Origin of the sequence: Micromonospora sp. NPDC048887, from assembly GCF_040649715.1 — a bacterium.
GTDB lineage: Bacteria > Actinomycetota > Actinomycetes > Mycobacteriales > Micromonosporaceae > Micromonospora.
In genome coordinates this window covers 280,914-292,607 of sequence record NZ_JBEZGA010000006.1, presented here as the reverse complement: position 1 = coordinate 292,607, position 11,694 = coordinate 280,914, and the positions used below count along the sequence as shown (strand labels likewise).

Genomic DNA, 11,694 nt, shown 5'->3' with positions numbered 1-11,694 from the left:
CAGGGCACCCAGTCCCACATCGACCTGACCGACGAGCAGACCGCCAACGTCAAGGCGATCATCGCGGCGACGAAGAAGGCCGGCATGGACGAACGCGCCGCCGTCGTGTCGATCGCCACCGCCCTGCAGGAGTCGAAGCTGGAGAACCTCGGCCACCTCGGCGACCGTAACGACCACGACTCGCAGGGCCTGTTCCAGCAGCGCCCCTCCAGCGGCTGGGGCACGGTGGAGCAGATCACCGACCCCGAGTACTCCACCACCGCGTTCCTGAAGGGTCTCAAGCAGGTCGACGGCTGGCGCGACATGCCACTGACCAAGGCCGCCCAGACCGTCCAGGTGTCGGCCTACCCCGACCACTACGCCCAGTGGGAACAGCAGGCCGCCGACCTCGTCGCCCAGCACTGGAACAGCTAAGACGAACAAACAGCGAAAAGGCCGGCACCCCGAACCAACGGGGTGCCGGCCTTTTCGCGTACCGGGAAACAGCGTCAGGTGGCGCTGATCGTGCCGGTGGCCAGCAGGCAGATCACCAGGCTGCCCAGCGCCACCCGGTAGAGCACGAAGACGTACAGCGTGTGGTGGGCGACGTAGCGCAGCAGCCAGGCGATGGCCGCGTACCCGACGGCGAACGCGATGAGCGTCGCGATCACCATCTGCGCCACGCTCGGCGCGGCGGTGCCCGGCGCGGACGGCTCGAAGACGTCCGGCAGGCTGAACACGCCGGAGATCACGACTGCGGGGATGGCCAGCAGGAACGAGTAGCGGGCCGCGGTCTCCCGGGTGAGGTTGAGCAGCAGGCCCGCGGTCAGGGTGCCGCCCGAGCGGGAGACGCCGGGCACGAGCGCCGCCGCCTGGGCGAAGCCCATCACGACGCCGTCGCGCATCCGGAAGTTCTCCAGCGTACGGGTCTGCCGGCCCCAGTACTCCGCGAAGGCCAGCAGCATCGCGCCGATGATCAGGGTGCAGGAGATCAGCCAGAGGTTCCGGCCGGCGGTGCGGATCTGGTCCTTGAAGATCAGTCCGAAGATCCCGATCGGGATGGTGCCGACGATGACGTACCAGCCCATCCGGTAGTCGAGGCTGGACCGCACCGAGCGGTCGACAAGGCCGACGAACCAGGTCCGGACGATCCGCCAGATGTCCTTGGCGAAGTAGATCAGGACGGCGGCCTCGGTGCCGAGCTGGGTCACCGCGGTGAACGACGCGCCCGCGTCCCGGCCGAAGAACAGCGCCGAGGTGATCCGCAGGTGCCCCGAGGAGGACACCGGAAGGAACTCGGTCAGTCCCTGGACCAGGCCCAGGACGACGGCCTCGATCCAGGTCACTCGCCGACTCCGGACAGCTCCAGCGCCTCGGCGACGGTACGCAGGGTCTGCACCCCGCTCTCCCGGTCGGCCACGAACAGCGACACCGACAGCGTGGTCACGCCCGCGGCGGCGTACTCCCGCATCCGCTCGGCGATACGCTCCTTCGGGCCGAGCAGGGAGGTGCGGTCGATGAACTCCATCGGTACGGCGGCGGCCGCGTCGCGCTGCCGCTTGGCCAGGTAGAGGTCCTGCACCTCGCGGGCCGCGTCGCCGTAGCCCATCCGGGTGGCGAGCTGGTTGTAGAAGTTCTGCTTGCGGCTGCCCATGCCGCCGACGTACAGCGCGGCGTACCAGCGCACCAGCTCGGCGCAGGTGGCGATGTCGTCGCCGACCACGACCGGCACGGACGGCACCACGTCGAAGCCGGCCAGCTCCTTGCCCGCCGCCACGCGGCCGGCCCGGACCGAGGCGAGGTGCTCCTCGGCGAACTCCGGGGAGTAGAAGACGGCCAGCCAGCCGTCGGCGATCTCGCCGGCGAGTTCCAGGTTCTTCGGGCCGACGGCGGCCAGGTAGATCGGGATGTGCTCGCGCGGCGGGTGGAAGCCCAGGCGCAGCGCCTTGCCGGGCCCGTCGGGCAGCGGCAGCGTGTAGTGCTCGCCGTCGTACGCGACCTCCTTGCGGGCCATCGCGAGCTTGACGATGTCGACGTACTCCCGGGTGCGGGCCAGCGGCTTGGCGAACCGCACGCCGTGCCAGCCCTCGGAGACCTGCGGGCCGGACACGCCCAGGCCGAGCCGGAACCGGCCGCCGGAGAGCGTGTCGATGGTCGCGGCGGTCATCGCGGTCATGGCCGGGGTACGGGCCGGGATCTGCATCACCGCGGAGCCCACGTCGATGCGCTCCGTCTGCCCGGCGATCCAGGCCAGCATGCTCGGCGAGTCCGAGCCGTACGCCTCCGCGGCCCAGAGCACCGAGTAGCCGAGCCGGTCCGCCTCCTGGGCCAGCGCCAGGTGATCAAACGGTGTGCTCCACGCCGTCTGGTATCCGAGGTTGAGCCCGAGTCGCACTGATCCTCCCACCGTCCGCACCACAGGTCGCATCAGGTTACGCAATGAGCGTGGCGCCCTCGACGTCCGGCTCGCCCCGAACATGTCACACCGGGTGGAGGTCGCGCGGGAAGTTGACTGCGGCGAGGATATCCGTGACGCCGGGTTCGAAATAAGGTTCACCCATGCAACAGCGACCGCTCGGCCGAAGCGGGCTGGCGGTATCGCGGCTCGCGCTCGGCACCATGACCTGGGGACGGGACACCGATGCCGACGACGCGGCCGCCCAGCTGAAGAGTTTCCTCGACGCGGGCGGCAACCTCGTCGACACCGCCGACGTGTACGCCGACGGCGACGCCGAGTCGGTGATCGGCTCGCTGCTGGGCAGCCTGGTGGACCGCGACGAGCTGCTGATCGCCACCAAGGCGGGCCTGCGGCCGGGCGCCCGCCGGCGGGACGGCTCGCGGGGGCACCTGCTGCGTACGCTCGACGCCTCGCTGCGCCGGCTCGGCACCGACCACGTCGACCTGTGGCAGGTGCACGGCTACGACCCGGACACCCCGCTGGAGGAGACGCTCTCGGCTCTGGACCACGCCGTGTCCAGCGGCAAGGCCCGCTACGTGGGCGTGTCGAACTTCTCCGGCTGGCAGACGGCCCGGGCCGCCGCCTGGCAGGCCGCCTGGCCGGGGCGTGCCCCGGTGGTCGCCGCGCAGGTGGAGTACTCGCTGCTGGAGCGCGGTGTGGAACGGGAGGTGCTGCCCGCCTGCGCCGGGATGGGGCTGGGCGTGCTGCCCTGGTCGCCGCTGGGCCGGGGCGTGCTCACCGGCAAGTACCGCAACGGCCGCCCGGCCGACTCACGGGCGGTGTCGCCGCACTTCGAGCGGTTCGTCGCGACGTACCTGGAACCGCGCTGCTCCAGCATCGTGGAGGCGGTCGCCATCGCGGCCGGTGGGCTCGGCGTGTCGCCGCTGGAGGTGGCGCTGGCCTGGGTGCGGGACCGGCCGGGCGTGACCGCGCCGATCCTTGGCGCCCGGACCGTCGGGCAGCTGCTCGGCGCGTTGCAGGTGGAGCGGATGACGCTGCCGGAGGAGATCGTCACGGCGCTGGACGACGTGTCGGCGGTGCCGGTGGGCTACCCGGAGCGCGACGGCTGAGCCGCGGGGGCGACCGGGGTCACCCGCAAGGGGTGGCGGAGGGTCCGCGAGCTGGGCAGCATAGGGGCATGGACTACGAATACGCGCCGCTGCGGTTGCCCTCGAACGTCGATCGGCTGACCGCCGCGGCGCAGCTGGCGATCCAGGCCGAGTTCTCCGGCTGGGAGCTGGCCCGGGTGCGGCTCTACCGGGACGGCACGCGGCAGGTGGTGCTGCGGCGCCGCCTGGTCAACCAGTCGCAGCCGGGCCTGTCGTACTGAGCAGGCCCGTCCCCGGGGCACGCGTGGCGCGGCCCCGGGGACGCGCACGGCCTAGTGGGCGTGGTCGTGCTCCTCGTCGAGCTCCATGAACGGGTGCTCGTCGAGCCGGCCGACCAGCCGGTCGTCGGCAGCAGGCTGGAACGGGCCGACCGGGTCGTCGTCGTCGAACGACTCCAGGTCGACGGGGGTGCCGACCTCGCTGACCATCACCACCCCGTCCAGCGGTTCCAGCTCCGGCACGTCGAGCGCGGACAGCGAACCGTCGCCGCTCTGCAGCAGCTCCAGCACCGCCTCGCCGACCCCCTCGACCGGCGCCGGCTCGTCGTCCTCCGGGGTGCCCTCGCGGCGGGCCGCCTCGGCCGCGCGCAGCAGCGCGGCGACGCTCGGCACCCGGTAGTCGCGCCGCTGCCGCACCGAGATCACCCGCGGGTGCGGGTCGGTGGGCTCGCCGCCCTCCACGGCGCCGAAGCGCTCGTCGGCCTCGTCCGGGTCGATCGACTCCACGTCCCAGGGCGTCACCTCGCCGAACGCGTCGAGCAGCTGCTCGTCGTAGGCGAACGAGGCGTTGTTCAACGCGACGTACGCCTGCCAGACGGCGTCGTCGTCGATCCGGCCCTGGGCGGCCCGGACGGCGGCCAGGTGGGCGCGGGCCGCGTCGATCACCCGCTCGAGGGCGGCGTCCAGCTCACCGTGCTGGTCGGTCATGTGTGGCAGTCCCTTCGCGATGGGGGGAGGTTCCGCGCCGGCGGCGCCGCGGCGGGCGCGGTCAGCAGGTACGGAGGAAGCGGTCCAGAACCCGCACGCCGAACTGTAGTCCGTCCAGCGGAACCCGCTCGTCGATGCCGTGGAACAGGCCGGAGAAATTGAGGTCGGCGGGCAGCCGCAGCGGCGCGAAACCGAAGCAGCGGATGCCGAGCTGGGAGAACGCCTTGGCGTCGGTGCCGCCGGAGAGCATGTACGGCACCGGGTGCGCGCCCGGGTCCTCGGCGCGCAGCGCCTCCGACATCCGTGCCACCAGGTCACCGTCGAACGTGGTCTCCAGGGCCGGCTGGCGCTGGACGTACTCGATGGCGATGTCCGGCCCGACCAGCTCGCGCAGCTGCCGTTCCAGTTCCTCGCTCTGCCCGGGCAGGCTGCGGCAGTCGATGGTGGCGGTGGCCCGGCCGGGGATGACGTTGTCCTTGTAGCCGGCGGCCAGCCGGGTCGGGTTGGCGGTGTTGCGGATGGTCGCGCCGATGATGTTGGCGATCGGGCCCAGCTTGGCGATCGCGGTCTCCGGGTCGTCCGGGTCGATCTCGATGCCGAGCACGTCGGAGACCTCGGCCAGGAACGCCCGTACGGTGTCGGTCATCACCACCGGGAAGCGGTGCCGGCCGATCCGGGCGACCGCCTCGGCCAGGGCGGTGACGGCGTTGTCGTCGTGCACCATCGAGCCGTGGCCGGGCCGCCCCTTGGCGTGCAGGCGCAGCCAGTCGATGCCCTTCTCGGCGGTCTCGATCAGGTAGAGGCGGCGCTGCTCGTCGACCGAGTAGGAGAAGCCGCCGACCTCGCCGATCGCCTCGGTGCAGCCGTCGAACAGGTCGCGGTGGCGCTGGGTGAGGAAGTGCGCGCCGTAGTCGCTGCCGGCCTCCTCGTCGGCGGTGAACGCGAGCACGACGTCGCGCCGCGGGCGTACGCCGGTGCGCTGCCAGTCGCGGACCACCGCCAGCACCATCGCGTCGAAGTCCTTCATGTCGATCGCGCCGCGGCCCCACAGGTAGCCGTCGCGGATCTCGCCGGAGAACGGGTGCACCGACCACTCGTCCGGGTCGGCGGGCACCACGTCGAGGTGGCCGTGCACCAGCAGCGCGTCGCGGCCGGGCTCGGTGCCGGGGATCCGGGCGACCAGGTTGGCCCGGCCGGGCGCGGACTCGTGGATCTCGGCGTCGACGCCGACCTCGGCGAGCTTCTCCGCGACGTACTCGGCGGCACGCCGCTCTCCCGCGCTGGTGTCGTTGTCGCCGGTGTTCGTGGTGTCGATGCGCAGCAGGTCACGGCAGAGGTCCACGACCTCGTCGGTGCCGTCGGGCCGGGCGGGGAGGGCGTCGCTCGTCATCGCTTCCTTATACCAGCAGGTGGGGTGGGCGCGGGCCGCCGGTGCTCCGGCGACGGTTTCGCGGATCGCCCGGCCGGGTACCGCCGGACCGCCCGGACATCGACTCCGGCCGTCACGAGGAGGGCACCATGACCGTCCCCCTGCCGCCGCTGCCGCCCGCCGCCGACGACGCGTACCGGCCGGGTGGGCGCAGCGTCGCCGACCTCGTGGACACCGAGCACCGGGCGCTGCTGGGGCTGGCCGACCGGGTGACCGACCCGGCACTGGACGCCGCCGCCCGGCGCGAGGTGCTCGACGTGCTGACCGCCGCGGTGTCCCGGCACCTGTCCGCCGAGGAGCAGTACCTGTTCCCGGCGGCCCGGGCCGCCATGCCGGACGCCGCCGAGCTGGTCGAGCGGGAGATCGAGGCCGACGCGGGGCTGCTGACCGCGCTCAAGCAGCTGTCCGGCTCCGACGACCCGGCGGTCGACGACGTGGCCGAGCGGGTACGCCGGCACGTCAGCCGCGTCGCCGCGCTGGTCACGCCGCTGCGCGAGGTGGCGAGCGACGCCGAGCTGATCCGGCTGGGCAACCGGTGGGAGATCGCCGAGGAGGCGGCACCGACCCGCCCGCACCCCGGCACGCCCGCCACCCCACCCTGGAACAAGATCGTCGAACCGGCCGTCGGGGTGCTCGACAAGGTGCGCGACGCGGTCACCGGACGGCGTACCCGGCTGAGTGACCTGGAGCACCGCCGCCAGGCGTGAGCCGATCGCCCCTTCCGCGCATCGGTTCGTGGTCCTACCGTCACGGTATGGATCTGGAGCTGCGACACCTGCGTGTGGTCTGCGCGATCGCGGAGACGGGAAGCGTCACCAAGGCCGCCTCGGCGCTCGGCCTGGCCCAGCCGGCGCTGACCGCCCAGCTTCAGCGGATCGAACGGGCGCTGGGCGGGCCGCTGTTCGAGCGGGACCGCCGCGGTGCCCGTCCCACCGCCCTGGGTGAGCTGGTGCTGGACCGGGCACGGGTGCTGCTGCCGGCGATGAAGGGCCTGCGGGACGAGGCGGCCCGGATGGCCGGTGCCGGTGATCCGCTGCGCCGCTACCGCTTCGGCGGGGTGAACAGCCCGATCCTCGGGCGGCTGGTGCACCGGCTCGCCGCCGACCGGCCGGACGCGCAGATCACCACGTACGGCTCCTGGTCGGTGGACGAGCTGGCGCAGATGGTGGCCGGTGGGCGGCTCGACTTCGCCCTGACCGGCGTGTGCGGCGACTCGACGCCGTCGGCGGGGTTCGGGCTGAGCTGGCGGGAGGTGGCGGTCGAGCCGGTCTGCGTGCTGCTGCCGCAGACCCACCCGCTGGCCGGCCGCGACGAGGTCGACCTGGTCGACCTGCGGCGGGAGCGGTGGGTGGCCGCGCCGGGCGACGGCTGCTTCGGCGACTGCTTCGCCGCCGCCTGCGCCCGTTCCGGCTTCACCCCGAAGAAGGTGTACGAGGCGGACGTGCGGGCCGCGCTGGACCTGGTGGACGCCGGTGAGGCGGTGGCGTTGTGCCAGGCCACGTTCCGTCCGGTGGCCGGGCTGGTCACCCGCCGGCTCGCCGGCACGCCGCTGCGCTGGCGGCTGCTGCTGGGCTGGCACCCGGACGTGCCGGCCGCCGCGGTGGCCGAGCCGGTGCTGGTGGCGGCGGTCGCGGCGTACACCGACGCGCTGGCGAACCATCCGGAGTACCTGGGCTGGTTGCTGGCGCACCCGGAGTTCGGCGTGCAGCCCAACGGCTCGGGCGGGGTGCGAATCGCCTGAACCCGGGTATCACCGGCGACATGACTGATCTGTATCCGGCCGCCGACCAGCGGGAGTTGCTGCGCCAGGCGGCCACCGCGCACACCACCGCCTCCGCCGAGGTGGAGGCGTTCCTGCGCCGGTTGCCGGAGGTGCCGGGCCCGGCCGACGTGACCGAGTACGCCGACCTGCTCAGCCGCGAGGAACGCGCCCGCGCCGACCGGCAGGCCGCGGCGGACGCGGCCGGGCTGCGGCTGCCCAGCCTGGAGTCGGAGTAGCCGGTGACGCCCGGGCGGGTGGTCCGCCCGGGCGCCGCCGTACCGGCTCAGCGTTCGGCGAGCACGTCGTGTCCGAGGTCGAGCAGGGCGTGGCGCCACTCGTCGTCGGCGTTGCCCCGGCGGGGCCGCTGCGCGGTCAGCTCCCGGATCCGGGTGATCGCCTCCCGCATCACCTCGATGTCCTCCGGCGTGAGGTCCACCTTGCGCTTGCGCAGCACGGCGAGGATCTGCCGGCCGGGCTCGGGCAGGTCGAGGTCAGGGTTCGGGCCGAACGCCTCCTCCCCCGAGCCCCGGGTGAGCAGCCACTGCCGCAGCGTCTCGGAGGACACGTTCACCTCGGCGTGGAAGTCGTCCCAGATCACCTCGGCCTCGGGGTCGAGTCGCGCCTCGCGTACCATCACGCCTCCTCTGCCGGCGGCGGCCCGGGTGCCGTCTCGCCCTCGTCCGGTGTGTGCTGCCTCAGGCCCTCCGGCGGCACCCGCACCCGGGACGGGTTCGCCGTCGGGGTCGCCTCGATCGGTTCGCCGGCCCCGGTGTCGTCGTCGGTGACTTCCTCGGGTTCGGTCATGTCCGCCCTCCGGTCCTTCGGTGACGGCCCGTCCCGGCCCGGCCGGGACGGGCCCCGCCCGGTCATCGGGGATGGGACGTGGTGGCCGGCCTGTAGCCCCGCTCACCTGCGGTGACGTCGAAGACCAGCTGGTCGTCGCGGGTGTCCACGGTGACCTTCTGCCCCGGGGAGACCTCGTTCTCCAGCAGCATCCGGGACAGCCGGTTGTCGACCTCGCGCTGGATCACCCGGCGCAGCGGGCGGGCGCCGAACTCGGGCTGGTAGCCGTGCTCGGCGAGCCAGTCGACGCCGGCGGTGCTGAAGTCGACCTGGATGTCCTGGGCGTGCATGCGGCGGCGGGTCTCCTCCAGCAGCAGCCCGGTGATCTGGCGCAGCTGCTCGGCCTCCAGCCGCTGGAAGACGATCACCTCGTCGATGCGGTTGAGGAACTCCGGGCGGAAGTTCTCCTGGAGCCGGCGCATCAGCCGCTCCCGCAGCTCGTCGCCCTCCCGCTCGCCGGGCGCGCCGGTGGCGAAGCCGACAGTGCGCTGGGTGCCGGTGATCAGCTCCGAGCCGAGGTTGCTGGTCATGATCAGCACGGTGTTCTTGAAGTTCACCGTACGGCCCTGGCTGTCGGTGAGCCGGCCGTCGTCGAGCACCTGGAGCAGGATGTTGAACACGTCCGGGTGCGCCTTCTCGATCTCGTCCAGCAGCACCACCGCGTACGGGCGGCGCCGTACCGCCTCGGTGAGCTGGCCGGCCTCCTCGTAGCCGACGTAGCCGGGCGGGGCGCCGACCAGCCGGCTGACCGTGTGCCGCTCCTGGAACTCGCTCATGTCGACCCGGACCATCCGGTCCGCCTCGCCGAACAGCGCCTCGGCCAGCGCGCGGGCCAGCTCGGTCTTCCCGACGCCGGTCGGGCCGAGGAACAGGAAGCTGCCCATCGGCCGGTCCGGGTCGGCCAGCCCGGTACGGGACCGGCGTACCGCCTCGGCGACGGCGCTGACCGCGTCGTCCTGACCGATCACCTTCTCGTGCAGGTGGCCCTCCAGGCGCAGCAGCCGATCGCGTTCCTCCTCGGTGAGCTGGGTGACCGGGATGCCGGTGGCGCGGGAGACCACCTCGGCGATCTCCGTCGGACCGACCTCGGGCACGTGGTTGGGTCCCTCGTCGCCGCGGGCCCGGCGGACCTGGTCCTCCAACTCGGCGAGCCGGTCGCGCAGCGCGGAGGCGCGCTCGTACTGCTCGTCGGAGACCGCCTGCTCCTTGTCCCGGCGGGTCTCGTCGAGCTGCTGCTCCAGCTCACGCACGTCCTCGGCGGGCGTACGCGTGCGCAGCCGCACCCGTGCGCCGGCCTGGTCGATCAGGTCGATCGCCTTGTCCGGCAGGAACCGGTCGGTGATGTACCGGTCGGACAGCTCACCGGCGGCGACCAGCGCCTCGTCGGTGAACCGGACCTGGTGGTACGCCTCGTACCTGTCGCGCAGGCCGCGCAGGATCGCGACGGTGTCCTCCACGCCCGGCTCGGGCACCAGCACCGGCTGGAACCGGCGGGCCAGCGCGGCGTCCTTCTCGATGCTGCGCCGGTACTCGTCGAGCGTGGTCGCGCCGATCACCCGCAGCTCGCCGCGCGCCAGGGCCGGCTTGAGCATGTTCGAGGCGTCCATGCCGCCCTCGCTGCCGGCGCCGCCCGCGCCGACCAGCGTGTGGATCTCGTCCAGGAAGATGATCAGCTCCTCACGGTGGGCGCGGATCTCGTCGATCACCTTCTTCAGCCGCTCCTCGAAGTCACCCCGGTAGCGGGTGCCGGCGACCAGGCCGGCCAGGTCGAGCTGGATCACCCGCTTGCCGATCAGCGTCTGCGGCACGTCGCCGTCGCAGATCCGCTCCGCCAGGCCCTCCACGATCGCGGTCTTGCCGACGCCGGCCTCACCGATCAGCACCGGGTTGTTCTTGGTCCGCCGGGACAGGATCTCCACGGCCTGCTCGATCTCGTCGGCCCGGCCGATCACCGGGTCGATCTGGTCCATCCGGGCCAGCTCGGTGAGGTCCTGGCCGTACTGGTCGAGGGTGGGGGTGCCGTGATCGGGGCGCGGGGCGGTCGCCGCGCCGCGCTCGGCGCTGGCCGCCTGCAACGACTCGGGCTGGATCCGGCCCGCGGCGAGCATCCGGCCGGCCGGCGACTCGGGGTTCAGCGGCAGCGCCATCAGGATGTGCTCGGGACCGATGTAGTTGGCGCCCATCGCGCGGGACAGCTGGTGGGCGTCGAGCAGCGCCCGCTTCGCCGCCGGGGTCAGCGACAGGTTCGGCGGCACCTCGCCGCGCGGCGCGCCCTCGCCGCGGCCGCCCAGCGCGCCGAGCAGCGCGTCCGGGTCGGCGCCGGCCCGACGGACCAGGTCGCGCAGCGGCTCCCGCTGCAACGCCGCCCAGAGCAGGTGGTCGGTGTCCAGGTCGTTGCTGTGCTTCTGGGCGGCGCGGCGGGCCGCGTCGGCGAGCATCTCCCGGGCGTCGGCGGTCATCAGGCGGGTGATGTCGACCCGGTGCGCCGGCCGGCGTCCCCCCTCGCCCCGGCCGAAGTATCGGGCCAGGAACTCGTCCCAGGGGTCGTTGCCGAAGTCGCCCGGTCCCATCATCATCGTCCTCCGCAGTCAGTCGGCACGACCGGCGCCCGGCACGCGCGGCACGGTCGGCGGTGGCTACCCGGCGGTCGGCGCGACAAACGCGACCGGATGGCAGGCTGGGGGGCATGGAGAGCAGAGCGCTGCTGGTGGTGGACGGCGCGAACGTGGTGGGTTCGCGCCCGGACGGCTGGTGGCGGGACCGGGCCGGCGCGGCGGCCCGGCTGCGCGACGCGCTGGCGCCGGTCGGCGAGGCGGGCGTGCCGCCGGAGCTGCCGCCGCCGGTGCAGGTGGTGCTGGTGGTGGAGGGCGCGGCCCGGCGCACACCGCCCGCGCCCGGCGTGGAGGTGGTGTCCGCGCCCGGCTCCGGCGACGACACGGTGGTCGAGCTGGTCGCCGCCGCGCCGGACCGGCGGCGGGTGGTGGTCACGGCCGACCGCGAACTGCGCGAGCGGGTCACCGCGCTCGGCGCGGAGGTGCGCGGCCCGCGCTGGCTGGGCCGTTAGTCCCGCCGATGGGACCGGCGACGGGACCGCGGGATGCCGCCCGGCGGGATCTTCACGCACGTCAGGGCGGCAACCGGACACGCGGGTCGTCACGCCGCGAGGGTGGATGTTCGTCCACCCGTTC

General features: G+C 73.3%; 14 protein-coding genes. 7 read left to right on the top strand and 7 right to left on the bottom strand.

The genetic code is table 11. The features are described from left to right. On the top strand, nt 1-414 hold a 414-nt coding region (locus tag AB0C17_RS13235), incomplete at its 5' end, for a hypothetical protein (protein WP_357478511.1). A 74-nt stretch (nt 415-488) separates the two neighbouring features. Here AB0C17_RS13235 and AB0C17_RS13230 read toward each other — a convergent pair. Both AB0C17_RS13230 and AB0C17_RS13225 read right to left on the bottom strand, forming a co-directional pair. Then, nucleotides 489-1,325: an undecaprenyl-diphosphate phosphatase gene (locus AB0C17_RS13230; RefSeq protein ID WP_252453980.1), complete on the bottom strand. Its 837-nt coding sequence runs from the start codon at nt 1,323-1,325 to the stop codon at nt 489-491. Beyond that, nucleotides 1,322-2,374, bottom strand: a complete 1,053-nt coding sequence (locus tag AB0C17_RS13225; protein ID WP_357478508.1) for an LLM class F420-dependent oxidoreductase — start codon at nt 2,372-2,374, stop codon at nt 1,322-1,324. Before AB0C17_RS13225 ends, AB0C17_RS13230 begins: the two co-directional genes overlap by 4 nt. Before the next feature lie 164 nt (nt 2,375-2,538). On the opposite strand from AB0C17_RS13225, the gene AB0C17_RS13220 reads away from it, so the two are divergent. Together AB0C17_RS13220 and AB0C17_RS13215 are read left to right on the top strand one after the other, a co-directional pair. Continuing rightward, nucleotides 2,539-3,507 carry an aldo/keto reductase gene (locus AB0C17_RS13220; protein WP_357384235.1) on the top strand — a complete coding sequence of 323 codons (969 nt, stop codon included), beginning with the start codon at nt 2,539-2,541 and terminating at the stop codon, nt 3,505-3,507. A 68-nt stretch (nt 3,508-3,575) separates the two neighbouring features. Beyond that, nucleotides 3,576-3,767, top strand: coding sequence for a DUF5703 family protein (locus AB0C17_RS13215; RefSeq protein ID WP_030274256.1), 192 nt, complete (start codon nt 3,576-3,578; stop codon nt 3,765-3,767). A 51-nt stretch (nt 3,768-3,818) separates the two neighbouring features. Here AB0C17_RS13215 and AB0C17_RS13210 read toward each other — a convergent pair whose 3' ends face one another. Together AB0C17_RS13210 and AB0C17_RS13205 are read right to left on the bottom strand one after the other, a co-directional pair. Then, nucleotides 3,819-4,472, bottom strand: coding sequence for a hypothetical protein (locus AB0C17_RS13210; protein ID WP_354871923.1), 654 nt, complete (start codon nt 4,470-4,472; stop codon nt 3,819-3,821). Between the two features lie 61 nt (nt 4,473-4,533). Further along, nucleotides 4,534-5,862 carry a M20/M25/M40 family metallo-hydrolase gene (locus AB0C17_RS13205; protein WP_357478504.1) on the bottom strand — a complete coding sequence of 443 codons (1,329 nt, stop codon included), beginning with the start codon at nt 5,860-5,862 and terminating at the stop codon, nt 4,534-4,536. Between the two features lie 128 nt (nt 5,863-5,990). On the opposite strand from AB0C17_RS13205, the gene AB0C17_RS13200 reads away from it, so the two are divergent. The 3 genes from AB0C17_RS13200 to AB0C17_RS13190 are packed head-to-tail and all read left to right on the top strand — an operon-like array spanning nt 5,991 to nt 7,899. Then, complete coding sequence (locus AB0C17_RS13200) at nt 5,991-6,608, top strand: hemerythrin domain-containing protein (RefSeq protein ID WP_357478501.1); 618 nt, start codon at nt 5,991-5,993, stop codon at nt 6,606-6,608. A 47-nt stretch (nt 6,609-6,655) separates the two neighbouring features. Beyond that, nucleotides 6,656-7,642 carry a LysR family transcriptional regulator gene (locus tag AB0C17_RS13195; protein ID WP_357384227.1) on the top strand — a complete coding sequence of 329 codons (987 nt, stop codon included), beginning with the start codon at nt 6,656-6,658 and terminating at the stop codon, nt 7,640-7,642. Nucleotides 7,643-7,662: 20 nt separating this feature from the next. Continuing rightward, entirely contained in the window at nt 7,663-7,899 is a 237-nt protein-coding gene (locus AB0C17_RS13190) for a hypothetical protein (RefSeq protein ID WP_357384225.1), read from the top strand. Nucleotides 7,900-7,946: 47 nt separating this feature from the next. Here the strand turns inward: AB0C17_RS13190 and AB0C17_RS13185 are convergent, their stop codons facing one another. The 3 genes from AB0C17_RS13185 to AB0C17_RS13175 form a co-directional block, all read right to left on the bottom strand. Then, nucleotides 7,947-8,297 (bottom strand): DUF3140 domain-containing protein, encoded by a 351-nt coding sequence (locus AB0C17_RS13185; RefSeq protein ID WP_357384223.1) that lies wholly within the window; start codon nt 8,295-8,297, stop codon nt 7,947-7,949. Next, a complete protein-coding gene (locus tag AB0C17_RS13180; RefSeq protein WP_357384221.1) occupies nt 8,297-8,467 on the bottom strand; it encodes a hypothetical protein in 171 nt (56 codons plus the stop codon). Before AB0C17_RS13180 ends, AB0C17_RS13185 begins: the two co-directional genes overlap by 1 nt. A 62-nt stretch (nt 8,468-8,529) precedes the next feature. Then, a complete protein-coding gene (locus AB0C17_RS13175) occupies nt 8,530-11,079 on the bottom strand; it encodes an ATP-dependent Clp protease ATP-binding subunit (RefSeq protein WP_357384291.1) in 2,550 nt (849 codons plus the stop codon). 113 nt (nt 11,080-11,192) lie between these two features. On the opposite strand from AB0C17_RS13175, the gene AB0C17_RS13170 reads away from it, so the two are divergent. Next, nucleotides 11,193-11,570, top strand: coding sequence for a hypothetical protein (locus AB0C17_RS13170; RefSeq protein ID WP_357384219.1), 378 nt, complete (start codon nt 11,193-11,195; stop codon nt 11,568-11,570). The last annotated feature ends 124 nt before the right edge of the window (nt 11,571-11,694 follow it).

Coding starts and splice junctions, on each gene's coding strand:
- AB0C17_RS13190 (WP_357384225.1), top strand. CDS start 7,663: ATGACTGATCTGTATCCGGCCGCCGACCAGCGGGAGTTGCTGCGCCAG.
- AB0C17_RS13220 (WP_357384235.1), top strand. CDS start 2,539: ATGCAACAGCGACCGCTCGGCCGAAGCGGGCTGGCGGTATCGCGGCTC.
- AB0C17_RS13175 (WP_357384291.1), bottom strand. CDS start 11,079: ATGATGGGACCGGGCGACTTCGGCAACGACCCCTGGGACGAGTTCCTG.
- AB0C17_RS13205 (WP_357478504.1), bottom strand. CDS start 5,862: ATGACGAGCGACGCCCTCCCCGCCCGGCCCGACGGCACCGACGAGGTC.
- AB0C17_RS13200 (WP_357478501.1), top strand. CDS start 5,991: ATGACCGTCCCCCTGCCGCCGCTGCCGCCCGCCGCCGACGACGCGTAC.
- AB0C17_RS13195 (WP_357384227.1), top strand. CDS start 6,656: ATGGATCTGGAGCTGCGACACCTGCGTGTGGTCTGCGCGATCGCGGAG.
- AB0C17_RS13210 (WP_354871923.1), bottom strand. CDS start 4,472: ATGACCGACCAGCACGGTGAGCTGGACGCCGCCCTCGAGCGGGTGATC.
- AB0C17_RS13215 (WP_030274256.1), top strand. CDS start 3,576: ATGGACTACGAATACGCGCCGCTGCGGTTGCCCTCGAACGTCGATCGG.
- AB0C17_RS13170 (WP_357384219.1), top strand. CDS start 11,193: ATGGAGAGCAGAGCGCTGCTGGTGGTGGACGGCGCGAACGTGGTGGGT.
- AB0C17_RS13180 (WP_357384221.1), bottom strand. CDS start 8,467: ATGACCGAACCCGAGGAAGTCACCGACGACGACACCGGGGCCGGCGAA.
- AB0C17_RS13185 (WP_357384223.1), bottom strand. CDS start 8,297: ATGGTACGCGAGGCGCGACTCGACCCCGAGGCCGAGGTGATCTGGGAC.